The sequence below is a fragment of the Sphingobacteriales bacterium genome, from assembly GCA_016711285.1.
Classification (GTDB): domain Bacteria; phylum Bacteroidota; class Bacteroidia; order Chitinophagales; family UBA2359; genus JADJTG01.
Map to the genome: position 1 here is coordinate 258239 of JADJTG010000002.1, position 24099 is coordinate 282337.

A 24099-nucleotide genomic window follows, 5' to 3' on the forward strand; every position below is an offset into this window, starting at 1 on the left:
AATACGCTCATGCCTTCTATTGTTCTTGTTACCGGAGCCAATGGTCAGTTGGGTCAGGAGTTGCAGAATATCGCTGCAAAATATCCGCAATATCGCTTTCATTTTGTGGCACGCCGCGATATAGACCTTTCTGATACGGCAGCCGTTGAATCTTTTTTTCATCACACTCCTTTTGATGCGCTGATTCATTGTGCCGCCTACACACAAGTAGATAAAGCAGAAAGCGAAAGCGAATTGGCGTACCGAATCAACGGCGAAGCATCTGCCGCTATTGCGCGGGCTTGTGCGCGGCGGGCTGCTCCTTTGTTGTATGTATCCACCGATTATGTATTTGACGGCACACACGGCAGTGCCAACGAGCCTTTTTCGGTGTGCAACCCTTTGAACGTATATGGCAGCAGCAAGCGAACCGGCGAACTGGCTGTATTGGAAAACAATCCGTGTACATTGGTGGTGCGCACTTCGTGGGTGTATTCGGTGTTTGGCAATAATTTTGTAAAAAGCATGCTCCGCTTGGGCAAAGAACGCCCCGCCCTCCATATCGTAAGCGACCAAATCAGTGCGCCCACTTATGCTGCCGATTTAGCGGTGGCACTTTTGCAGTTGTTGGAAAAAAAAGCATTATACGAGCAGGGAAATATTGTGCATTTCAGCAATGCCGGCGTGGCTTCGTGGTACGATTTCGCCGATGAGATTATGCGCCAAAGCGGTATTCCTTGTCCGGTAAATCCCATCAAAAGCAGCGAGTTTCCGACCGCCGCCACGCGCCCTTTGTTCAGTTTGCTGTCGTTAGATTCCTTGCGCAAAGATTTTGGCATACACCCCACACACTGGAAAGATGCACTGATACGCTGCTTGGAGATATTGAAGACAACAAATAATTAACTTTTTATAAATAATTGATAATAAAAATTTTATACCATTTCAAATAAATCAATTCTTTACATATAGTGTCTTCCGGTGTCCGTTGCAAATTTTCACCGATACCTGTATCGTGGAATATTACACAAAAAAAACTATTGGCGATAGCCTTTGCTTTTTATGTGTTGCTGACGCTTTTGTGTTTAAATATTCCTTTTTTTTGGGATAATGTATTGTTGAGTTCAAAGTTTGGACAATGGTATCACGAGCAAGGTTTCGGGTATTTGCTGCTGCCGCCCGATTTAGACTGCGGACACCCGCCGTTTTGGGGTTATTACATGGCGGCGTGGTGGAAAATTTTCGGCAAAACCTTAGCTGTGAGCCATATCGCCGTGCTGCCCTTTCTGTTGTTGTTGGCGGTACAGTGGTTGCGGTTTTCGGCATATTTTTTACCTCAAAATTTACAATTTTTTGGTCTGCTGATTTTACTCACCGAACCTACACTTTTGGCTCAAAGTGCAATGGTTAATACCGAAATCCCTTTGTGTGCGGCTTATTTTTGGGGGTTAAATGCTATTTTGAGGCAAAAAAACGCGCCTTTGTATGTCGCCTGCCTACTGATGGCACTGATTAATTTCAGGGGAGTAATTTTGTGTGTGTTCCTCTTTGTGAGCCAGTTGATTTTTTTGTACCAGTCGCGTACTTTTCAATGGCGGCGTTTATTCGGCGTTTTATTACCCTATTTGCCTGCTGCTGCGGCTACCATTGCGTACAATGCCTATCATTGGCAGCAGCGCGGGTGGTTTTTATTCAACAGTGCCTCCACTTCCTGGGGAGGGCACTATACATGGAACGGAGCGGCTACCATATTGCGGCAGTCGGTAGTTTTAGTGTGGCGTTTTTTGGATTACGGGCGCATAGCGTTCTGGATATTGGGGTTGTATTTTTTGTATCGTTTCCTGCGCCGCCGCTTACACATCAGCTCTGCCGCTTGCTTTCTGATGTGGATTTTTTTCGCTCCTATGTTCTTATTTGCACTTATCAATATCACCCGCAGTAATCCCATTATTCCGCGTTATTTTATACCGTTTTTTTTGTTGTGGGCACTGCTGATGTTACATTTTTTACCACAAATCCGCCATACGGTATTGCGCACTTTCTTCTTGATTTTCATTGTTGTATTGCCGTTAAGTGGTCATTTTTGGATATATCCACCTACTATATCCAAAGCGTGGGACGGGCATTTGGCGTATATACCTTTTTTTGACGCAGAAGAAAAAATGTATGATTATATTATACGCCAAAAAAAAATATCACCGCAAGGCATCGGCACACAATTTCCATTGATGAATACAAAAAAAGCCACACATTTACAAACGGATACTCTGCGTTATGCCGATTTTAAAGAAAAAAACCTACAACATTTTCGTTATATTTTATACTCCAATGTTATCAATGAATTTAGCGATGAAGAATTAGAAATACTTTTTAATTCATGGAAGGCGGTACAACATTTTGAAAAAGGCTCTGTAAAGCTTACTTTATACGAAAATCCTGATTCACTGCTGCTGCCCTAAAATTTGGCGTAGTCTTTTTACAGGCTCCATTCCCATTCAAAGTGGCTGATATTCGTAACAATATCAGCCACATCATTACAGAATAGAAAACTTTATACACTGTGTCATTTAGAGATATTGATTTAGTATTAATCGGTATATATAAGGGATATGTTTAAAAATCTTTTCTTTAAATATCAAAAAAAATTGTATCCCCTTGGCATTTTCTACATTTTTATCGAATAAAAACGTATTGTCAAAAGGGATACAATTAATGTGTGTGTATCTGTAATATAAGGCTAACGTACCAAAGTCACATTGCCTTTATAGGTTTTCTTTTCGCCATCATCAAAAGTAACATTGCAATAATAAACGAAAACCTCCATATCGTTTTCATCGGTTGCTGTGTAGCCGTTCCAGCCGATACTAATGTCGTTGCTGCTGAATACTAAATTACCCCAACGATTGTATATCATCATATTAAACTCGCTGAGGGGGTAATTGCTCAAAGCACGGAATATATCATTTACATTGTCGTTGTTCGGGCTGAAAGCGGTAGGGATATAAATTTCCTTAGTCGGAGGAATTTCGGGACACAAATAATTGAGACTCAATATTTCATTAAAACAAGCATTGGCAGCGTAGGTAATGTTGTATTGCACCACTCCTGTATCGCCTGCCGCTACTTGAGGCGGCGTACCTACGATAGATATTTGATATTGCGCACACGATGACGACAACTGCGGCAGTTGGCATTGTCCGTCTCCACTGATGAGCAATTCGTTGTTAAACGCAGGATAAACAGACACCTGCGCCACTGATATTGTTTGCGGAGCATTGCCCGCCGGTACCAAACAGGTAAATTTCAAAGAAACATTGAGTATTTCCGGCTCACAATTAGTATTGGTGGTTTGTGTATAGCTAAAATCAGCAGCAGTAGCTCCGCTTACTTCTACTCCGTTGATATACCATTGCAGGCTATAATCTGTGCCTAATTGCGCCGTAGCAGGCAGCACCGACACGAGGTCGTTTAAAATGATCGCCTCGCCCGAACACAAAGTAATATTTTGTAAATCAATATCGGCTAACTGAGGACACACCTCGCCGCAACTGTAAAATACGTCTATCTCTTCACTGAAACAATTGTTGCCGCTAAAAGTAACCGTCCAAGTGTTGATACCGCTTTCGCCGGCTTGTACTGTTCCGCTAATGTTGGAAGATGCCGCCGTGAGGATATAATTAGCGCAAGTGCTGATGAGTGAAGAGGCTTCGCAGTCGCCTTCTGTTTCTGTGAGCAGAGCCGCATCAAAATCGGGATACAAAGTAAGTGTGATTGTTCCGGCGGACAACAAGGAAGCAGGCGGCACACTGCAAGGTAAAGCAGCAAAAAGTGTCACAGTTTCTACCTCGCAATTATCGCCGCCCGAATGTTGCCAGTCAGCAGCAGTGACAGGTGTAGTCAAAGCGGCATTGCTAAACCACTGCACTGCTCCCGCCGTATTATCGGGGTCATCAAAAACAAGATTAGCGGCGGCGGCAAGCAAATCGGGGGCTGTACCACTACACAGCGACACGTCTTCGCTGATAGGTGTAGTAACAGAAGGGCAAGTGGCACAAGTGAGGGGTATATTATAATCGTAGCTGTAATTCTCTGACCAACAACCCGAACTTTCATAAGTCACCTGCCAAACAGCCGTACCGCTATCTCCGGCGTTTACGCTGCTGGGTACATCAACGGGCGTAATAATATAATTGTTGCAAGTGCTGTTTAATTGCGGCACTTGACAAGCAACTTGTACTTCCTGCAAAACATTTTGGTTGTAATCAGGATATATAATTGTAGTACCTGCATCTAATGTTTGCGGCGGAGCACCCGGATTCAAACAAGTATATTGTAAAGAAAACTGTAATGCCGATGTTTCGCAATCGGTATTGGTGACAATAGCCGCATATTGCAAACCATTCGCCAAAGGAATAGGAAAATTACCCTGATACCACTGCAAACTATAATCTATACCTGCTATTGCATTTGCCGGACTAATAGCAGCCGTCATCGTTATGGTTTCGCCGCTACACGCTGTAGCAGGAGCAGCTACACTGATGCTCACCACCGGACATACTTCGCCACAGGTATAGGGAGCGGTATAATTTTCTTCAAAACAACTCTGTCCGTTTACGCCGTCATTGTAGGTAATAGTCCAGTTAAAATTCCCCGATTCACCGTTTTGAATGTCATCATCGTTATTCGGCGAAGGCGTAATGATGTAATTAGGGCAAGTTGTATTTAAAGTAGGGGCTTCACAATCATTGCCGCTTTGAGCTGTCAAAAGCGAAGCATCGTACTCAGGAAACAGCAAACAAGTAACAGAACCCGCCGGAATAATACTTTGCGGTGTATTTTCACATACCAAACCTGCATACAAAGTTATATTCTCTGTATTACAAGTATTATTGCCGGAATGTAAATAATCGGAAATAGTGACAACATTATTCAAGGCAGCATCGCTGTAAAAAATAATATTTCCGGCTAAATTATCAGGATCATTGTATTGAATTTGATTGCTCAATGTTGCAAAGTCGGGAGCAGCACCGTAGCAAAGTTCAACAGATGTGTTTAATGATTGTGTAATAACAGGGCAAAGCGGAATAGCGGCACAACTGTAATTTACATTATAAGTTTCCGTCCAGCAAGTGCTGTTGTTGTAAGTAATTTGCCAAGTCGCCGTTCCATTATCGCCTGCCAATACCTGTGCGGGCACATTAGTGGCAGTAATGCTGTAATTATTGCAAGAACTTGTAATTTGAGGAACGGCACAAAGCGGCGCATTTTCCGAAATGAAATCAGCATTGTAATCAGGATATAAAGTGAGCAACACCGAACCCGCTGCCAGTACCGTTGGCGTAGCTACATTACATTCTAAACCCGCATACAGCGTTACATTTTGAGGCGCACAGCCATCTCCCGAATAAGTATAAGCGGCGGCAGTTGCTATGTTTGTCAAAGCATTATCTGTATAAAAATTGATAGTACCCGCCAGATTATCGGGGTCGTTGTATTGGATTTGGTTGCTCAATGCCGCAAAATCGGGGCTTTCGCCTATACACAAATTTATATTTCCATTTAATGGATTAGTGACAAGCGGACAACCCGGAACAAAAGGACAATCATAAGCAACACTGTACGTTTCCGTCCAGCAATTATTATTGTTGTAAGTAATTTGCCAAGTCGCTGTTCCATTATCACCCGCCAATACCTGTGCGGGTACATTAGTGGCAGTAATGCTGTAATTATTGCAAGAACTTGTAATTTGAGGAACGGCACAAAGCGGCGCATTTTCCGAAATAAAATCAGCATTGTAATTGGGATATAAAGTGAGCAACACCGAACCCGCCGCCAGCACAGTGGGTGTAGTAGCATTGCATTGTAAACCCGCATACAGCGTTACATTTTGAGGTGCACAGCCATCTCCCGAATAAGTATAAGCGGCGGCAGTTGCTATGTTTGTCAAAGCATTATCTGTATAAAAATTGATAGTACCCGCCAGATTATCGGGGTCGTTGTATTGGATTTGGTTGCTCAATGCCGCAAAATCGGGGCTTTCGCCTATACACAAATTTATATTTCCATTTAATGGATTAGTGACAAGCGGACAACCCGGAACAAAAGGACAATCATAAGCAACACTGTACGTTTCCGTCCAGCAATTATTATTGTTGTAAGTAATTTGCCAAGTCGCTGTTCCATTATCACCCGCCAATACCTGTGCAGGTACATTGACTACATTAATAGAATAACTGCTGCAAGTAGCTTCAATTTGCGGAACGGTACAGGCGGTATTATATTCATTAATAAATGCGGAGTCGTAATCAGGAAAAACATTTACCGTGCCTACATTAAAAGTCTGAGCAGGCGCACCCGGATTGAGGCAAGTAAATAATAATTCAAAAGTATAAGCAGTAAAATTACAACCGCTTGCTGTAAGCGGCACTTGATAAGTTAAGTCATTAGCTCCGGCAACAGGTTGTCCGTTTTGCAGCCATTGTACTTCAAAATCAGTACCCAAAACCGCACCTGACGGCACTACCTCTGCAGACAGAGACAGGATTTCGCCATTGCACAAAGAAATAGGAATACTGCCCAACGACACCGTAGGACAAACCGCACCGCATACAAAAGGTACAGAATCCTGCACCGAAAAACAATCAGAACCATTATAAGTAATGGTCCAGTTCCAAAAACCACTATTGCCGGGTATAGTGGTATTGTTACTGTTGCCGACATCCGGCGTAAGAACATATTGATTACAGGTGCTGCTCAATATCGGATTGGCACAATCACCAGCATTTTTTTGAATAAAACTCGCATTGAACGAAGGATAAACAGTAATTGCTACCTGTCCAGCCGCTATGGGTGTGGGTGTAGCCGAAAAACATGTAATTCCGGCGTATATTGTCACTTGCAAGGGGTCGCAGGCGGTATTTGCCAATAAAGCGGGCGCGAACGGTGTCGTTAAAGTGGCATCGGAATACCACTGTACGGAAGTGGTGAGGTTGGCAGGGTCTGTGAATTGTATCTGTGCTGCCAATGTTGCTAAATCAGGTTGTTCGCCATTGCACAAAGTGAGCGTTCCGGCGGCAGGTGTGGTGACAGTGGGGCAAGCACAGGCATAATCTATACTTACATCTTCTGTCCAACAATCGCTGCCACTATAAGAAATCTGCCATACAGCCGTTCCGCTTTCATCGGGCAATACGGCGGCAGGCACATTTTGTGGTACAATAAAATAATTATCGCAAGTGCCTGTTAAAGTGGGTACTGCACATACCGCATTATTTGTATTGATAAAATCAGCATTATAAGCAGGTGTTACTATCACGCTTCCGGCTGTTATATCGGTCGTTGTATTTTCTGGAAACAAACAATTAAATGCCAAAGTATAGTTGTGTGTTTCGGTATCACAAGTATTATTCATCGTATTTATATCATAAGCAGCGGTGGTTGCTCCGGCTCTCGGCACACCATTATCCAACCATTGCAAAGCATAATCTTGCCCCAATACAGCATCGGCGGGGCTAATGACGGCAGATAAAGTAATTGTTTCGCCGCTACACACCGTTGTAGGAGGGGCTGCCGCCGTAGCAGTTGGGCAAGCCGGACATTCATAATCCTCGCTGATATTTTCGCTGAAACAATTACTACCGTTGTAAGTAATCGTCCAACTGTTAGTACCCGAAGAATTGGGTAATACAACATTTACATTATTAGCATTGGGCGTGATGGTATAATTGTCGCAAGCACTCGTAAGTGTGGGGGCTTCGCAGTCGGCGGTATTACTCAAAGTAACAAAAGTATCGTTGTATGCGGGATTTACAAGTACCGTACCTACATCAATACTTTGTGTTTCGGTAATCGGGAAAAGACAAGTAAACTGCAAAGTATAGATATGTGTTTCGGGGTCACAATTTTCATTTTCCAAATCAATCACCTCCAATAAAGTATTTGCTCCGGCAATAGGCGCGCCGTTATCGTACCATTGTACTTCATAATCCAAGCCAAAAATAGCGTTGGCAGGTGTAACAGTTGCTTGTAAGGTGATGCTTTCGCCACTACAAATATCCTGCGGCACGGAGCTTACACTCACTTCAGGGCAAGGCGGACACTGATACGGCAGCGTATAAACATTTGAAAAACAAGGATTGTCGTTCGGTCCGCCGTCAAATGAAATCGTCCAGCTGTTAGTACCCGAAGTGCCGGGTTCAAATTGTGTGATGTTGGCGGGGTCGGGCGTAATGATATAATTATCGCAATTAACCGTAATACTCGGCACCGTACATTCTCCGGCAGCCGAAGGGGTGATAAAAGAGACATCATAATCGGGGTACATCACCAATTGCAATGATCCTGCCGGAATGAGTTCATTTTGCAAGCTACAGCGCAAACCGATATATAAAGTGATACTTTCGGCTTCGCAATTATCTGCTCCCGAATGTTGAAAACTGCTTTCGCTGCCTGCTACCTGTGTAAGCGCAGCATTGGTAAACCACAAATATTCAATGCCTGTATTGTCAATATCGCTGCTGTCTATCATTGCTTCATAATCCGAAAAATCAAAAACCGAAGTGCTGCACAATGCCAGCGTTTCGTCAAGTGGCGTATTTATCAAAGGGCATACCGGAATATAGGGGCAGTAATAATCAACCGGATAAGTTTCTGTCCAGCAAGTCGGTGCATCGCCATATTGAATCTGGAATACGGCTACGCCCGTATCGCCGGGTTCTACACTTGTGGGTACATCAACGGGAGCGATGAGGTATTCGCTGCAACTGCTCAATAATTGCGGTACTTCACATTCGGCAGTATCAATGCTCATCAATGTTGCATCATAAGGCGGATAAATAGTAACTTGCAACACACCGGCGGGCAACAAAAGCGTATCAATTCCGGCAGCCGCACATTGGTAAGCCACATATAATGTATCTTTAAAAGCCGTACAGTTGTCGCCGTTATATCCGTAATTATTTGGAAAAGGTTGTGTATAGGCAGCATCTAAAAACCAAGCATAACCGCCATAAGTGACATCATCGCCGCCTATGGGGTCGGGCAAGAGATTAGAAATAGCTCCTAAATTTAAAACATCGTCGGCACAAATGGCTATATCATCATTGTAATTATTTGGAATAGTGGGGCAAGTGCAAGTATAAAAAGTAGAAACTTCATATACCTCATTCCAACAACTTTGACCTGTGGTGTCGCTGTAAGAAATTTCCCACACATAATCGCCTGCACCTATGGCATCGGGCGAAGCAACCAAAGTAGCTGTATAATTGTCGCAATTGACTTCAATAGTGGGAGCTTCGCATAAAAAGTAAGGAGCCACTTCAATAAAGTCGGGGTCGTATTCGGGATAAATAGTAACAGTGTCGGCGTTGAGCGTAATGGTGGAATTTCCGGGCTTAATACAAGTATATGTTACTGAATACCAATCTGTTACAGGATCACAACCTACAGCATTGAAAGTAGCTACATATTTCAGAGCCGTAGCTCCGGCGATGGCAGTACCGTTTTTATACCACTGCACAGAATAATCACTGTTGATGATAGCCGTATCTTCAATAGTGCTCACGGTAGTTTTGAGTGTAATAGTGTCGCCGTTGCACGCTGTTGCTGGAACGCTGTTGAGCAAATCAAATTCTTCGCATATCGGCGGGCACTCGTAAGGCACTGAAAAAGGCTCGTTAAAACATTCATCTCCGGTTAGATTATATTGTACCACATTAAATAAATAGTCGCCCGACTCTCCGGGTTTAATGTCATCAGGATTGCTGTCGTCTGCCTCTATTGTCCAGCCCAAACATTGCGACACCACATTCGGCGGAAAATTATCGCAATCGCCTTCATTGAGTACAGTTATCAAAGACTCATCATAAGAAGGAAAGGTGCTGATAGTGAGCGTACCCGCAAAATAAGGACCACTCACAAAACCGTCCAGCGTACAATAAAACCCGACATACAAAGTAATATTTTCGGGGCTGCACGAACCCGGATTGGGGTGTGTAAAACTATTGGTTGGATTAAAAGGGGCTTCGGCAAAAGTATCTACAGGCATCGTAAGGCTTTCATTTTCAAACCAAGCGAAGCCATTAAAACAAGGCTCTCCTATCAATTCCACGCAATTATCATAAATTTGAATACCACTTTCATATTGCAACAAGTCAATAACATTACCGCTACAATTTTCTACAAATTCTTCTATCCCTTTCAACAAAGCCGTACAAGTCGGCTCCTCGGGCCAATTCTAATCTACCGAATAAGTTTCTTCCAAACAATCGCTGCCTGCCATTGTTATAACCCATTGAGCCGTGCCGCTTTCGCCGGGTCCCACACTCGGCGGCACCGTACCCGGAACCGGCGTAGCCACTAATTGTGTACCTGCCGCTCCACAATCAAATTCTATATTGGGCGGTTCACATTCGTTGTTGGTAATATTGAGCAAATTGGTCCAGGCTCCCGAAGAAATACTGCTCGGATAAATGGTCATTTGTAATTCGCCCGCCGGAATCGCTTCGGGTGTAAGCGTGCAGATAATCCCTAAATAAATGGTGGTTTCTTCGGGGTTGCAATAGTTGCCGTTGTATTGGTATGCGCTAAAATTAACAGGAGTGGCAAGTGCAGCATCGCTATACCATTGAAAATCGGAAAAAGTATCATCGGGGTCAATGATACTACCGGAGGCTTGTGTTTCGTAATCAGCCAATACGGGTGCTTCGTTGGAACAGATGCTCACACTGCCCATAAAAGGATTGGAGATAGTAGGGCAATCAGGGCAAGAAAAAGGGGCACTCTGTGTTTGTGGCGCAAAACAATTTTGACCATTGTAGGAAATTGTAAATGTAACCGTTCCGCTGGTACCCGGCGGCACGGCATCGCCCGGTTGCAAGCTGCTGCCGGTGCTGGCACTAATATCATAATTGGCACACAGCGAAGTAAGTGTAGGAACTACGCATTGTTCACCATCGTCGAGTTGCAAGAGCGAAGCATCAAAATCGGGATAAATTGAAAGTGTTACCTGACCCGCCTGACTTACGGTATTGTTCAAATTACATTTAATCCCTAAATATAAAGTCACTAAACCCGGATTACAATTCTCGTTGGTACTGACCGTATATCCTGCGGGCAAAGCCGTAGAGAGGTTGGGGTTGAGATACCATTGAAAACCACCAAACTGCGAAAAAGCATCAGTATAACTCACTTGCGAGGTCAAACTCGCCAAACTCGGTGCATCGCCTTCGCAAAGGTCTTGGGTAGCATTAAGGGCATTGGTCACTTGCGGACACTGTGCACACTCTTCGGGAGCAGGGTCGGGTCCGTCCTGACAACTGCAAGTAGCGGCATTCCACGTTTCCACACCATTGGCACACACGCCATCATCGCAATCTAAAGCAGCCGTTAAAGTTAAAGTGATGATGGCGGTGTTAAAACAATTGGGGTCGCTGCTTGCCACCATAGCCACTATTGACCCCGGCGGTCCCACATAAGCAGCCGGATTATTGATGGGATTAGTAGTGCCGGGTCCGGCAAAAAAGGACACTGCCCCGTTGCCGATGCTTGCGCTAAGGCTACTCAGGTTATAAGTACCCACGCCCGAACCCTGACTTGTTTCGCAACTTGACAAAGTTTGGTTAGTGGCGGTAGGTTTCGGAATGACGGTTAAGGTTACATTTACGGTTTTGGAGCAACCGTCGGCACTGCTCACTTGCGCCACAATAGTACCTCCGCTTGTAGTATAAGATCCGGGATTACCGATAGGGTTACTCATACCCGGTCCTTGATACCAGTTCACCGTACCGCCCGGCACACCTGCCGTCAGTGCGGCATTGAGTTGCAAAAGGTTAAAATTAGCATTTGCGCCGCCCGGATTATTGGAGCAAGCCGTAAGCGATTGCGGCTGCGGATTGGGGGTAGGGTTCACGGTTACAATTAAATTATCGGTCATAGGGTCGCACACATCATCATCTAATGTAACTGTAAAGCCCATAGTACCCGAAAAAGTAGGCGAAATAGTAAGTGTAGGGTTCTGTTGATTGGCATTGCCGCCAAGTGCAGCAGTACCGGCAGCAGAAGTGCTCGTCCAATGCCAAGTGGCTACATCTTGCGGCACACCTGTATAAGAGGCAGTCAATTGCACCGTTCCTGCATTGTTACATATTTCAATATTGGGGCTGTTGTTGATAATTAAATTACATTCATTTAAAATATTGCAATTCGTTGCCCCTGCTCCTGCTGCGCCCAAATTGGTTTGGTCGGCGATTATTTGTGTGGGCTGATTAGAAAAATTCGTAATCATCAACAAAAATATATCGCCTACTTGTCCGGTTACATTCACCACTTCTGTGGCTTGAGGATTATAGCTGCAATCTGCGGCACCGGGCAAAGAACCGCAATTACTCAGAGCATTATTCAAATTGCTATACGGACCCCAGCAAGCAAAATCTACATCTACGTTGTTGGTATTGGTCATTGTAACAATGATGGGTCCCGATTCCGAAATTTCAAAATAAAACCAGGCGGCATTGGGCTGTGTAAAAAGCGTTTGCCAAGAGCCGCCGCCACACGAATAACTATTGCCCGAAGGCTGCATATTGCCGTTGTTTACGCCGGCAGGATAAGTGACACCTTCATCGCCGCAAAAAGGTGCTGCACCGGCACAAGAACCGTTTTGAGCTTGAAGAGAATAGATATTACTCAAAAACGCAATAAACAGACAATAAATAATAAAGTATAAATTTTTTCTCATAAATAACAGGGTTAGGGTTTTAGGGTATCATTAAAATGTAAGCGAAAGTAATAAATTTTCAAGGATTTTATCGTACTAATTTTTACTTTTATCCCGAATTGTACAAAATATATAAAAATATAAGATGATTTTACTGCTCGCAGCGTTGTTTATGTTAAAAAGTATTTCTTTCCCTGCTCTTTTACACACTTATTTTTCTGACAAAGAAAATGAACCTTTAGGTTTGCAATACCATGTCAAATCAAGCACATTCAGCGTATGGTCGCCCGAAGTGCGGGCACTAAAATTGTTGTTGTACGAAGCAGGAACAGCCGGAGAAGCATTTGCGGAGCATCATTTAAAAAAAGGAAAAAATGGCGTATGGCACTTGCAACTGAAAGGCGACTGGAAAGGAAAATATTATGCCTTTCAAGCTCAATACGCCGATGGCTCTTGGGGGCAAGCAGTACCCGACCCCTATGCCAAAGCAGTAGGAACAAACGGTATGCGGGCGCAAATCATTGACCTCGCCGCCACCAACCCCATCGGCTGGGAACAAGACCGCCGACCGCCCTTATCCCATTTTTGCGACATTATCCTCTACGAAGCCCAGGTACGCGATTTGAGTATCGCCCCCAATTCGGGCGTACAGCACAAAGGAAAATTTCTCGGCTTATGCGAAGCCGACACTCGCAGCCCCGAAGGTGAAAGCACCGTATTGGCTCATTTTAAAGAATTGGGCATCACTCATTTACATCTGCTTCCGGTATTTGATTTCGGCTCTGTTGATGAAAGCCGCCTCCACGAAGCACAATACAACTGGGGCTACGACCCTGTCAATTACAATGCTCCCGAAGGCTCTTATTCTACCGACCCCGCCGATGCTGCGGTGCGTATTCACGAAATGAAACAAATGGTACAAACCCTGCATCAAAACGGCTTACGGGTGGTGATGGACGTAGTGTATAATCATACCTACCGCAACGATGATGCGCTCTTTGAGCAATTAGCTCCTCATCAATATTATCGTTTTAAAGAAGATGGTACTTACAGCAACGGTTCAGGCTGCGGCAACGAAATTGCCAGCGAGCAGCCTAGGGTGCGCCAACTGATTGTGGAGTCGGTGGTGTATTGGGCAAAGGAATATCATATAGATGGGTTTCGTTTTGATTTGATGGGATTGTTGGATAAAGAAACGATGTTGGCGGTGCGGGCGGCATTGGACGAAATAGACCCCACTATTTTTATTTATGGCGAAGGTTGGACGGGCGGCGACAGCACACTGCCTGCCGAGCAGCGTTGTCTTAAAAGTGATACCCACGAGCTGCCGCGCATTGCCGCTTTCAGCGATGATTTGCGCGATGCCATCAAAGGCGGGTGGTGGAGCGAAACAGACCCGGGCTTTGTGCAAGGCAAAGACAGCTTGGAAGAGAGTTTGAAATTCGGTATCGTGGCGGCTACTACGCATCAGCAAATTAATTACGAGCAAGTGAATTATTCCAAAAAAGCTTGGGCTGCCGAGCCGTATCAATGTATCAATTATTGCTCCTGCCACGATAATCACACGCTTTGGGATAAATTATTGCTATCTGCTCCCGATGCCCCCGAACAAGAACGTATCAAAATGGATTTGTTGGCACAAATTATTGTACTTACTTCACAGGGAGTGCCGTTGTTGCATGCCGGCGAAGAAATGTTGCGTAGCAAAGGCGGTGAGCACAACTCCTACCAATCGCCCGACAGCGTGAACCAAATAGATTGGAGTCGCAAGCGCACTTACAAAAATGTATTTTCTTTTTACAAAAATCTCATTGCTCTGCGCAAAGCCCACCCTGCTTTTCGCCTGAAAAACCAAGCTATGATACAAAAACATCTGCGTTTTTGGCAAAATATGCCGTCTCAGGTGGTAGCCTATACGCTGCATAACCACGCCAACAACGACGAATGGGAAAATATTTCGGTGCTGTTCAACGGCAGCAAAAAGGCAATAACCGTGATGATACCCGAAACTTATAAAAACAAAGAATACACCGTTATTGTAGAAGGCGAACAAATCAACCTCAAAGGATTAAGCAAACGCAATGCACCCGCTATACAAATTCCCGCTATCGGAGCGGTGATTCTAAAGCATTAGTTTTTATTTTAAATAGTTTATTGTCTATTAAAACACATCATGATAACCATAAATATCCTTTATTGTATCTTATTTTGTTCTTTCAACATATAATCCGCGATATGTTTTTCGTTGCTGTCGGCACTTTTTGAAAGCGAAGCAATAATATTCGCCTGCTCTGCTGCTGTTCGGTTTTGGCTTATTTTCTTTTTGCCTTCCAGTGCATTTACCGTCATTTCAAAGGCTACAATTCCTTTGGATAATTTCAACTTATAATCTTCGGGTAACTGCTGCCATTGCTGTTGATAGGCGGCTTCGTAAGTAAGTATGGTTTTCTCAAGTATTTGAAACACCGCCTCCGTTTCCGTAATAATTTTTGCTTGCCCGTAAGCGTGTACTGCTACATAATTCCAAGTCGGCACATTCAGTTCTTTTTCGTAATGTGTGGGCGAAATATAAGCGTGCGGCTCGCTGAATATCACCAATACTGTATTGTTTTCTATATCCTGCCACTGGGTATTCGCTCTTGCAAAATGAGCAACCAATACGATATTTTCAGGGCGTTGCTCTATATAAAACGGTAAATGCGTAGCGGTGGGCACTTGCTGTTTGGCGGTGACGATGGTGGCAAAACTAAATTTCTTCATAAATTCTACAAGCTCACTTTCATCGTTCATCTCGTTAAAACGCGGAATATACATATTGCTTGCTTGGTTGAGTAATTAAGTTTTGTTTTTCAATAATATTAAAATACAAAAAATTCAGTGCAATATACCGATATATTCTCTTTATCTTTTAATGACAAAAAATATAATCCATTCGGAAAAGCGATATAAATATGTTTATCTTCTACAATACCACTACTGATGTGCTGCCCTTCTGTATCATATATGTAATAGGTCATATCCTGTCTGTCTGTATCTATCCATAACATTTCTCTATTGATAAAATATATTTTTGTATAAAAATCAGAAACAGTCGGATTCGATACAGTATAATCGCAGGGATAGCTATTATATAGTGGGTTTTTGTACAATAAAATATCATCATACTCATAACAATTGATTTCAAACCAAGTATGATTTTCGGCAATATCTATATTATAAGTCGGTATAATAAAGGAAGAATAACCGAAATTGTAATAAACTGTATCTTTCCAATCAATAGGATATTGATAATTATCGGGAGCATTTAACCATTTCAGAAACTTGATTTTCATCGCTGGTACTCCGTTTTCTTCAAAAATATTCTCTACATAAAATTGCCCTTGTAGCGGCTGCCCCCACTCTGTTGAAGATAGTATATTTTTATAGATGGCTTCGTTATGAAAGCTGTACAAATTAATAGTATCGCCCACTTCTGCATTGAAATTATAAATTTCGTAAAATTGTCCCTCGTAAAAAAAACGCACTATACCATTTTCTGCCTGCAAAATAATGCTATAAACATCAGGATTTGAAGATGTTAAGTATTGACAGGTAATTCCATTAATAAGGGTATCTTTTTGAGACTCTACATAAAAAGCATCATTAAAGGAAGAAGGTCCAAAAGGTTGTGTGTAGTGTACATACCACCACTTCGCCCCCACTGGCGCAAACTCGGCGGTATTTTGGGCGCGGGCTTCGGGCGGCGGTGTAAATAATGTAAATATCCATACTATAAGCGGCAGCAGCCAACGTGGGAGTAATAAAAATTGTTGAGTATTCATAAGGAAAAATTGAGAATTGAGAATATCGCCTTTTATGTTCTTTCTCTTTGCGGCTCTGCGACTTTGCGGTTAGTGGCTTTTTTTTACCGCTAAGACACAAAGACGCAGAGTTATTTTTGTTATTTATCTTTGCAGTTAGTAGCTTTTTTTACCGCTAAGATGCTAAGGCGCAGAGTTGTTTTTGTTATTTATCTTTGCGGTTAGTAGCTTTTTTTTACCGCTAAGACGCTAAGGCGCAAAGTTTTTTTTAAAAATATAATAACGGCACTAATTAACCGCATCTTTTTCAACGCTCCAAATTTCGGAGCAGTTTTTTTGTCATTGTTTTGTAAAATGTTTTTTTGGTAGGTGTGGGGAGTTTTAAGGTGGTGTTTAGTTTTGAATGATGAATGCCCAACCAAGCGGCATTATTTTCAGTGACTTATGTCACAGATTATCATTCAATGCTTAACATTACCACAATTTTTTTCTAATTTTCGGGTTTTAATAGTCATTCATTCTTAGCGTGGGGTTTTAAATCTTACGCTATAAAACCAATAAACGTATTCTTTCAAAAAAACCACTTCTTCGCCCTATGAGCAATTTACAAAACAACCGTCTCAATGCCGCTGCCCTCAGCCAAGCCGATTTATCAACGGCTAAAAACGCTTTCCAACAACTCAACAGCCTCTTGCAGCTCATCGGCCTCACCGTGCAGGAGCGCAAGAATCTTCCCAAAATAAATACCACCAACGCCGCCTTTGTGGAGGAGTGCTTATTGGTGGCACACAACAACCCCAATCTCTTGCCTGATTACCTCAAAGTAGAGGAGATGCAGCAAGATTTTACCCTCTACCGACAATTAGATGAATTACTGCTCCTTTGCTCACAACTTCAGGAAAAACTCCGCGATACCCAAATGCTCGCCGGCTCCGAAGCCTACCTACAAGCCCTCGCCACCTACCACTTTTTGGCAGCAGCGGCTAAAGCGGGCATTCCGGGCACCGATACCCTCTACGAGCAACTGAGAGTGCGCTTCGCCCGACACGGCAAAAAATCCCACCCCGACAATACAGACGACCAATAGGCTGCGCCTACTTTTATACGACTCGAGTTATCTTTGATACGACTCGAGTTATCTTTGATACGACTCGAGTTGTCTTTGATACGACTCGAGTTGTCTTTGATACGACTCGAGTTGTCTTTGATACGACTCGAGTTGTCTTTGATACGACTCGAGTTGTCTTTGATACGACTCGAGTTGTCTTTGATACGACTCGAGTTGTCTTTGATACGACTCGAGTTGTCTTTGATACGACTCGAGTTGTCTTTGATACGACTCGAGTTGTCTTTGATACGACTCGAGTTGTCTTTGATACGACTCGAGTTGTCTTTGATACGACTCGAGTTGTCTTTGATACGACTCGAGTTGTCTTTGATACGACTCGAGTTGTCTTTGATACGACTCGAGTTGTCTTTGATACGACTCGAGTTGTCTTTGATACGACTCGAGTTGTCTTTGATACGACTCGAGTTGTCTTTTATACGACTCGAGTTGTCTTTTATCCGACTCGAGTTGTCTTTTATACGACTCGAGTTGTCTTTGATATGACTCGAGTTGTCTTTGATATGACTCGAGTTGTCTTTGATATGACTCGAGTTGTCTTTGATATGACTCTGAGTTGTCTTTGATACGACTCTGCAAAACAACTATGCCAAATAGATATTTTAATGGTATAAGAACACAGATTTTTTAGGTCTTTTGCTGTTTTCATTGGATAGAATCAACCTAATCTGTGTCATCTATATGCTTCTTGGGTTTAAAATACTACCTCGCTCTGCAAAAAAACAAGCAGATTTTCATTCATAGTCTGTATCCCTCTGAGCAGCAAATTAAAAGTCCTTTTTTTGATAGGTAAGCAGCAAAAATTTTCCTACCTTTGTGCTGTATTTATTCAACATATAAATTATCTATTTATCATAAAAAACATAAAAAAAGAACATGAAAATTTCTGTTATCGGTGCGGGTAATGTGGGTGCTACTTGTGCTCAAGTAATTGCTCAAAACGACTATGCCAAAGAGGTAGTTTTGTTAGATATTAAAGAAGGAATTTCTGAAGGCAAAGGCTTAGACCTTTGGCAAACTGCCCCTATCAATATGTACAATACCCGCATCACCGGTGCTACCAACGATTACACCGCCACTGCCGGCTCTGATATTGTGGTTATCACTTCCGGCTTGCCACGCAAACCCGGTATGAGCCGCGATGATTTGATTTCTATCAATGCCGGTATCGTGAAATCAGTGACAGAGCAAATCGTCAAATACTCGCCCAATACCGTTATTATCGTAGTTTCCAATCCTTTGGACGTAATGACCTATTGCGCTTATTTAGCTTCGGGATTGCCCAGCAGCCGCGTGTTTGGTATGGCGGGTATTTTGGACACCGCCCGCTATCGCGCTTTTTTGGCGAGCGAACTCAACGTGTCGCCCAAAGACATTCAAGCCCTGCTGATGGGCGGACACGGCGACACCATGGTGCCACTGCCGCGCTACACCACCGTTGCCGGTATTCCTGTCACCGAACTCATCGCCTCCGACCGCCTCAACGCCATCATTGAACGCACCAAAGTAGGCGGCGGCGAATTGGTACAACTCATGGGTACTTCGGCGTGGTATGCCCCCGGCTCTGCTGCCGCACAAATGGCAGAAGCCATCGCCAAAGACGAACGCCGTATTTTTCCTTGCTGCGCTTGGTTGCAGGGCGAATATGGACTGAAAGACATCTATTTGGGTGTGCCTGTTGTTTTGGGCAAAAACGGTATCGAGCGCATCATTGAAGTAGATTTGAACAATGACGAAAAAGCATTACTCCAGTCTTCTGCCAACGCCGTAAAAGGCGTGATGGACGTATTGGACGGTATGAAAATGTTTTAAAAAATCCTACATCACCGACACCTCAGAGGTGTCGGTGATGTATTCTTTATATCAATTTTGGCTTTAAAAAGTTTTTTTATTGATAAAAATAGCAACAAACTGAGTTTAATTCTTTAATATTGTGTTGTTGTTTGATTTCTGAAAGTTTAAAAAAAACCGTATAGTGCCATCTTCTAAACTAAACTCCCCTTTTACTACTGTTCAAGATGATAAAGTAGCTGCTCAATACAGCACTACCCAGATATTTGTAGCTTCGCCGGAAGGCAATTTGTTGGAATCCAACAATGCGCTGATGAATGTGGCGGAGATGATGCTCACCTCTATTTACGATGTATTATTACCATTAACTCCATTGCGCCGCGATATAGAGCAAATGACGGCAGGAAAATCCCTTTTTTTAGAGCGCGTGCTGCTGCCACAATTCGGAAAAAGACAGCGTTTTACCATTAAAATCGCAAAAACCCACAACCGCATTTTTTGTTTTCTTGAAAAAAGCTAGTCCGAAAACTCCTCCCATTCCTTAGATGAAGAAGCCGCCACTTATAAAGAAGAAATAGAATTTATGAAAAAAATGCAGGAGCTGCGCCACGATTATTTCGCCAAAATTGCGCACGACATCAAACTGCCCCTCACCGAAATTATCGGCACTGCCTATTTGCTCAAAAAACACGTCAGCAGCGACAAAGCCTTAGATTATCTCAAAGCCCTCAACGATGCCACGCGCGGCTTGGACAATATGCTCAACGAATTGTTGCATTTTGCCCGCTCCGAAAGCTACCGCTTCCGCTTGGAGTTGCGCCCTTTTTCTTTGGAACAAACCCTTTATTCTCTGTTTGCCGTATTTGAATACAAATCCAAACAACACGATGTTCCCATCTCCCTCGAATACGACTCCGACATTCCGCGCCTCCTCAAAGGCGATGCGCCGCGATTGTCGCAGATTTTATACAATTTGCTCGATAATGCGCTAAAATTTACGCCCAAAGGCACCATTTCGGTAAAAAGCAATTTAAAAAGAAAAAAAGGCAAGCAATGTATCGTAGAATTTACGGTATGCGACAGCGGTGTGGGCATTCCGCAGGAGAGTTTGCAGCAGATTTTTGAAACCTTCAAACAAGTGAACGAGCTTCGCGATGCCACTCGCGGCTTTGGTATCGGCTTGAGCATTGTGAAGCAGTTAGTAGAATTACAGGGCGGCAGCATTGTAGCCAAAAGTCAGTTGGGCAAAGGCTCTACTTTTGTGTTTGAGTTGCCTTATGAAGTGGCGGAGTAGAGAAATAGGCATTGTTTTTTTGCTTCAACGTGTTCCCGATATTTTCATAATTTTTACAAAAAAAATAATAACAAGTATCTATGAGTATCCTCACCCTTATTATTGCAATCGGTGCATTTTTGCTTTTTTTCGTATTTATGCACTATATCCCTTTGGGATTGTACATTTCTGCTCTTTTTTCGGGGGTGCGTGTGCCACTGATGCAGCTTTTTTTGATGCGTTTGCGCAAAGTGCCGCCTACCACCATCGTCAATGCCCTCATCAACGCCACCAAAGCGGGGCTGCACATTGACCGCGATGCTTTGGAGGCACACTATTTAGCGGGCGGGCGCGTGGATAAAGTAATCAATGCGCTCATTTCTGCCGACAAAGCTAATATTCCCCTCGATTTTAAGTCGGCGACAGCCATTGATTTGGCAGGGCGCGATGTGCTGGAAGCGGTGCAGGTGTCGGTAAATCCCAAAGTAATACACACGCCCAATGTATCTGCTATGGCAAAAGACGGTATTCAGCTCATTGTAAAAGCGCAGGTAACTGTGAAAGCCGACATCAAACGCTTGGTGGGCGGTGCGGGCGAAGCTACTATTCTGGCACGGGTGGGCGAAGGTATTGTGAGTTCTATCGGCTCGTCCCTTTCTCATAAATTGGTGCTCGAAAATCCCGATTCTATCTCAAAAGTAGTGTTGGAAAAAGGATTAGATGCAGGAACAGCTTTTCAGATTTTATCCATTGATATTGCAGATATTGATGTAGGAAAAAACATAGGGGCGCAGTTGCAGATGGATCAAGCCAATGCCGATAAAAATATCGCACAAGCCAAAGCCGAAGAACGCCGCGCCATGGCGATAGCCTCAGAGCAGGAAAACCGCGCTATGGCAGAGGAGTCGCGGGCGAAGGTGATTTTGGCAGAAGCGCAAATTCCGCAGGCTATCGCCGATGCTTTCAGAAGCGGCAATTTGGGTGTGATGGATTATTACCGCCTCCAAAACATCAAAGCCGATACCAACATGCGCGATGCCATTGCCGGCGACAAAGAAGATGAATAGCTCTAAACAAGAAATAAAAATAATTCTGTAAAATCTTGCTCAGATAAAAAAACTATTATACCTTTGCACCACCGAAAAAAACGAAGGTAATTCGGAGATAATACGGTAGGACCTGTAGCTCAATTGGATAGAGCATTAGACTACGGATCTAAAGGTTAGGGGTTCGACTCCCTTCAGGTTCACAACATAGCACTATAGCAAATTTATCAAGCGTTTGAAGCATTTTTTGTTTCAGACGCTTTTTTTATTTCTTCGGTAAACTTTTGGCACTTTGTACGCTGCTCACGCCCTTGGCATTATCCAAAAATACCTCAAATTCCACAAAGGCTTTATGGCGGGCAGCCTGACACGATTTGCCGTTTTTGGCATCAATGCTGTACAATACTTTAAAGGTTTGTTTGCTGCCGCCGCTCACTTCTATGGCTTTGCCTTTTTCTATATTCTCGCCCACGAAGTCTGCAAATTTTGAAGCATTTTTGCAAGAAGCATATTGTTTTTCCAAATATTTAATACATTCCTGCTTAAAATCTTTCTTTTGCTTCGCAATTTCATCATCTAACAGTTTATCCAAGAGTTTTTCGCGCTGATTGCGCATGGTGGCAATGCAGGTTTCGCAGCGACCTATGGCGGCGGCGGTAGTGAGCATTTTTTTCTTTTTATCTTCATATTCTGCCACCAACTTATTCATACTGTACAAAGATAATTTTTCAATTCCTTTGAGCTTTTGTTCACAGTCTGTCACCAACAAATTTTCGCGTTGCTGCTCCAAACGACTGATGAGTTGTTGAGCTTCTTGGCGGGCTTGGGCGGCACTGAGGCTTTGCGACATCTTGGAGGCATCGGCTAAGGTATTGCTCAGTTCGTTGAAATCCTGGGCTGTTGTGCGCTCCAACTGACGAATATACACCAGAGCTACACTGTCGGCACGCAATTTTTTGGAGGCGGCGAGGCGGTCTAATTCGGCAGCGAAAGAAGCAACATACAGCGATTTTTTCAACTCACCACAAAAAGCCGCTTGATCCAACAAACGCGCCACCGTACTATTTTTTACGCTATGCCGCACCGGAGCCATATCACCTTTTCTGCACCACTCCACAAGAAACACACCTTGTTGTGTTTTCAGCGAATCGGTGATGACCTGCAAAGCAGAATCCTGACTTGAACGGGTAAAATAAGTTTTGAGTTGTTCGCTTTTGCTCAATGCCTGATTGAAATAATCCATACGCTGCGGGTTTTGCAGCAATAATTCGCGGCAAGCTTTGAGTGCACACTCGCCGCGTATGTCGAGTACGGTTTTGCGGGCTTTGGCATTGGGATATTTTTGTAAATAGTCGTTGGCGGCAGCGATTTTTTCATCGGCACTTGCCAGTGCGTCAATCAAATGAGTGAGGCGCATAAATTCGCTGCGCTCCACCTCAAAATTGCGATACAATACGCCCAAACTCTCTTTGATACGCACAATTTCGGGGCTGCGCTCTTTTACTTTTAAGTGTAAAAAATCAGCTTTTTTCTGCAAATATTGCGCTTGCTGAAAGAGTGTTTCAAAAGAAGAAGTATCATTGCGGGTGAGTTCGCTGTTGGCATCAATGAGCCAATCTACTTGGTTGTTGAGTATCTGACTGCGTTTTTGTTTTACGACAGGCAGCAAGTCGCTGTCAGAGAAACCGATATTATTTTTTTCGTAAAATTGCTCCAGACTATCCGCCATCTCAAAGCGGCGAAATGCCGAAACCTGCTGGTTGTGCAGCAGAGTTTCCACACGGGCATTGTATAGATCAATGGGTGGCGGAGTATCCCAAAATTTGCAGGCACGCCATACTACCAACAATAAAAAGAAGCAGATAATAATGGCGGTATATCGCTGCGCTTTGTTTTCGGGCAGCAATAAAGGACGAAAAATGCGTTCAAGGTCTTTCAACATATCACAAAAGGCGGCAAACCGTACAAAGATAGCAGATTATTGCCAACTATTCGGATAAAAAGCATCTTCTATGTGATGAATGTGCCAATGAGGATATTGCGGCAATTGTGTAATTGCCATTATATCAAAGCGAAGTTCGTGTTGCCATTGCTGTTGTTCTATATAAGCGGCAGCAGCCTGAGCGAGGCGATTTTGCTGGGCGGCGGTGAGCATCGTTTCAGGAAAACCGAAAAAATCGGTAGCGCGTGTTTTCACCTCCACCAATACCAACAGTGTATCGCCGTATTGCGCGATAATATCTATTTCGTTGCGTTGGTGTCGCCAGTTGCGTTCAATGATACGATAACCTTTTTTTTCTAAAAAAGCAACCGCCGCCGCTTCTCCTTGCTTCCCCAATTCGTGGTGCGGTGTAATCGGCATAGTTGTTCGT

Annotated in this window: 14 protein-coding genes and 1 tRNA gene; 9 read left to right on the top strand and 6 right to left on the bottom strand. The window is 43.6% G+C overall.

The features are described 5' to 3' along the window. Positions 1–9 precede the first annotated feature (9 nt). Entirely contained in the window at positions 10–885 is an 876-nt protein-coding gene (gene rfbD / locus IPL35_01320) for a dTDP-4-dehydrorhamnose reductase (protein ID MBK8442118.1), read from the top strand. 65 nt (positions 886–950) lie between these two features. Further along, positions 951–2438 carry a hypothetical protein gene (locus IPL35_01325; protein MBK8442119.1) on the top strand — a complete coding sequence of 496 codons (1488 nt, stop codon included), beginning with the start codon at positions 951–953 and terminating at the stop codon, positions 2436–2438. 278 nt (positions 2439–2716) lie between these two features. Here IPL35_01325 and IPL35_01330 read toward each other — a convergent pair whose 3' ends face one another. Next, positions 2717–10183, bottom strand: a complete 7467-nt coding sequence (locus IPL35_01330; protein ID MBK8442120.1) for a gliding motility-associated C-terminal domain-containing protein — start codon at positions 10181–10183, stop codon at positions 2717–2719. Positions 10184–10213: 30 nt separating this feature from the next. Then, positions 10214–12712 carry a hypothetical protein gene (locus tag IPL35_01335; protein ID MBK8442121.1) on the bottom strand — a complete coding sequence of 833 codons (2499 nt, stop codon included), beginning with the start codon at positions 12710–12712 and terminating at the stop codon, positions 10214–10216. A gap of 124 nt (positions 12713–12836) precedes the next feature. On the opposite strand from IPL35_01335, the gene pulA reads away from it, so the two are divergent. Next, on the top strand, positions 12837–14825 hold the full coding sequence (gene pulA, locus IPL35_01340) for a type I pullulanase (protein ID MBK8442122.1): 1989 nt from the start codon (positions 12837–12839) through the stop codon (positions 14823–14825). Positions 14826–14884: 59 nt separating this feature from the next. Here pulA and IPL35_01345 read toward each other — a convergent pair whose 3' ends face one another. Next, positions 14885–15505 carry an FMN-binding negative transcriptional regulator gene (locus tag IPL35_01345; GenBank protein ID MBK8442123.1) on the bottom strand — a complete coding sequence of 207 codons (621 nt, stop codon included), beginning with the start codon at positions 15503–15505 and terminating at the stop codon, positions 14885–14887. A gap of 44 nt (positions 15506–15549) precedes the next feature. After that, the gene (locus tag IPL35_01350; protein MBK8442124.1) at positions 15550–16512 is read right to left on the bottom strand and encodes a hypothetical protein; all 963 of its coding nucleotides are present in this window, start codon (positions 16510–16512) and stop codon (positions 15550–15552) included. A 574-nt stretch (positions 16513–17086) separates the two neighbouring features. Here IPL35_01350 and IPL35_01355 point away from each other — a divergent pair. From IPL35_01355 to IPL35_01380, 6 genes are all read left to right on the top strand, one after another. Beyond that, entirely contained in the window at positions 17087–17578 is a 492-nt protein-coding gene (locus IPL35_01355) for a hypothetical protein (protein MBK8442125.1), read from the top strand. A 915-nt stretch (positions 17579–18493) separates the two neighbouring features. Then, positions 18494–19429 (top strand): malate dehydrogenase, encoded by a 936-nt coding sequence (gene mdh / locus IPL35_01360; GenBank protein ID MBK8442126.1) that lies wholly within the window; start codon positions 18494–18496, stop codon positions 19427–19429. Between the two features lie 163 nt (positions 19430–19592). Then, positions 19593–19928, top strand: coding sequence for a hypothetical protein (locus tag IPL35_01365; GenBank protein ID MBK8442127.1), 336 nt, complete (start codon positions 19593–19595; stop codon positions 19926–19928). A 63-nt stretch (positions 19929–19991) separates the two neighbouring features. Further along, a complete protein-coding gene (locus IPL35_01370) occupies positions 19992–20702 on the top strand; it encodes a HAMP domain-containing histidine kinase (protein ID MBK8442128.1) in 711 nt (236 codons plus the stop codon). Between the two features lie 80 nt (positions 20703–20782). Then, the gene (floA, locus tag IPL35_01375) at positions 20783–21748 is read left to right on the top strand and encodes a flotillin-like protein FloA (protein ID MBK8442129.1); all 966 of its coding nucleotides are present in this window, start codon (positions 20783–20785) and stop codon (positions 21746–21748) included. Positions 21749–21856: 108 nt separating this feature from the next. Further along, a tRNA-Arg gene (locus IPL35_01380) sits at positions 21857–21930 on the top strand. Positions 21931–21992: 62 nt separating this feature from the next. On the opposite strand, the gene IPL35_01385 is transcribed toward IPL35_01380, so the two are convergent. Continuing rightward, a complete protein-coding gene (locus IPL35_01385) occupies positions 21993–23669 on the bottom strand; it encodes a hypothetical protein (protein ID MBK8442130.1) in 1677 nt (558 codons plus the stop codon). Positions 23670–23705: 36 nt separating this feature from the next. Beyond that, positions 23706–24083 carry a YraN family protein gene (locus IPL35_01390; protein MBK8442131.1) on the bottom strand — a complete coding sequence of 126 codons (378 nt, stop codon included), beginning with the start codon at positions 24081–24083 and terminating at the stop codon, positions 23706–23708. Positions 24084–24099: the final 16 nt, after the last annotated feature.

What these genes read in the sequence shown, in the direction of transcription:
- rfbD (MBK8442118.1), top strand. Translation starts at nt 10, where the DNA reads ATGCCTTCTATTGTTCTTGTTACCGGAGCCAATGGTCAGTTGGGTCAG.
- IPL35_01350 (MBK8442124.1), bottom strand. Translation starts at nt 16,512, where the DNA reads ATGAATACTCAACAATTTTTATTACTCCCACGTTGGCTGCTGCCGCTT.
- floA (MBK8442129.1), top strand. Translation starts at nt 20,783, where the DNA reads ATGAGTATCCTCACCCTTATTATTGCAATCGGTGCATTTTTGCTTTTT.
- pulA (MBK8442122.1), top strand. Translation starts at nt 12,837, where the DNA reads ATGATTTTACTGCTCGCAGCGTTGTTTATGTTAAAAAGTATTTCTTTC.
- IPL35_01345 (MBK8442123.1), bottom strand. Translation starts at nt 15,505, where the DNA reads ATGTATATTCCGCGTTTTAACGAGATGAACGATGAAAGTGAGCTTGTA.
- IPL35_01385 (MBK8442130.1), bottom strand. Translation starts at nt 23,669, where the DNA reads ATGTTGAAAGACCTTGAACGCATTTTTCGTCCTTTATTGCTGCCCGAA.
- IPL35_01335 (MBK8442121.1), bottom strand. Translation starts at nt 12,712, where the DNA reads ATGAGAAAAAATTTATACTTTATTATTTATTGTCTGTTTATTGCGTTT.
- IPL35_01370 (MBK8442128.1), top strand. Translation starts at nt 19,992, where the DNA reads ATGAAAAAAATGCAGGAGCTGCGCCACGATTATTTCGCCAAAATTGCG.
- mdh (MBK8442126.1), top strand. Translation starts at nt 18,494, where the DNA reads ATGAAAATTTCTGTTATCGGTGCGGGTAATGTGGGTGCTACTTGTGCT.
- IPL35_01355 (MBK8442125.1), top strand. Translation starts at nt 17,087, where the DNA reads ATGAGCAATTTACAAAACAACCGTCTCAATGCCGCTGCCCTCAGCCAA.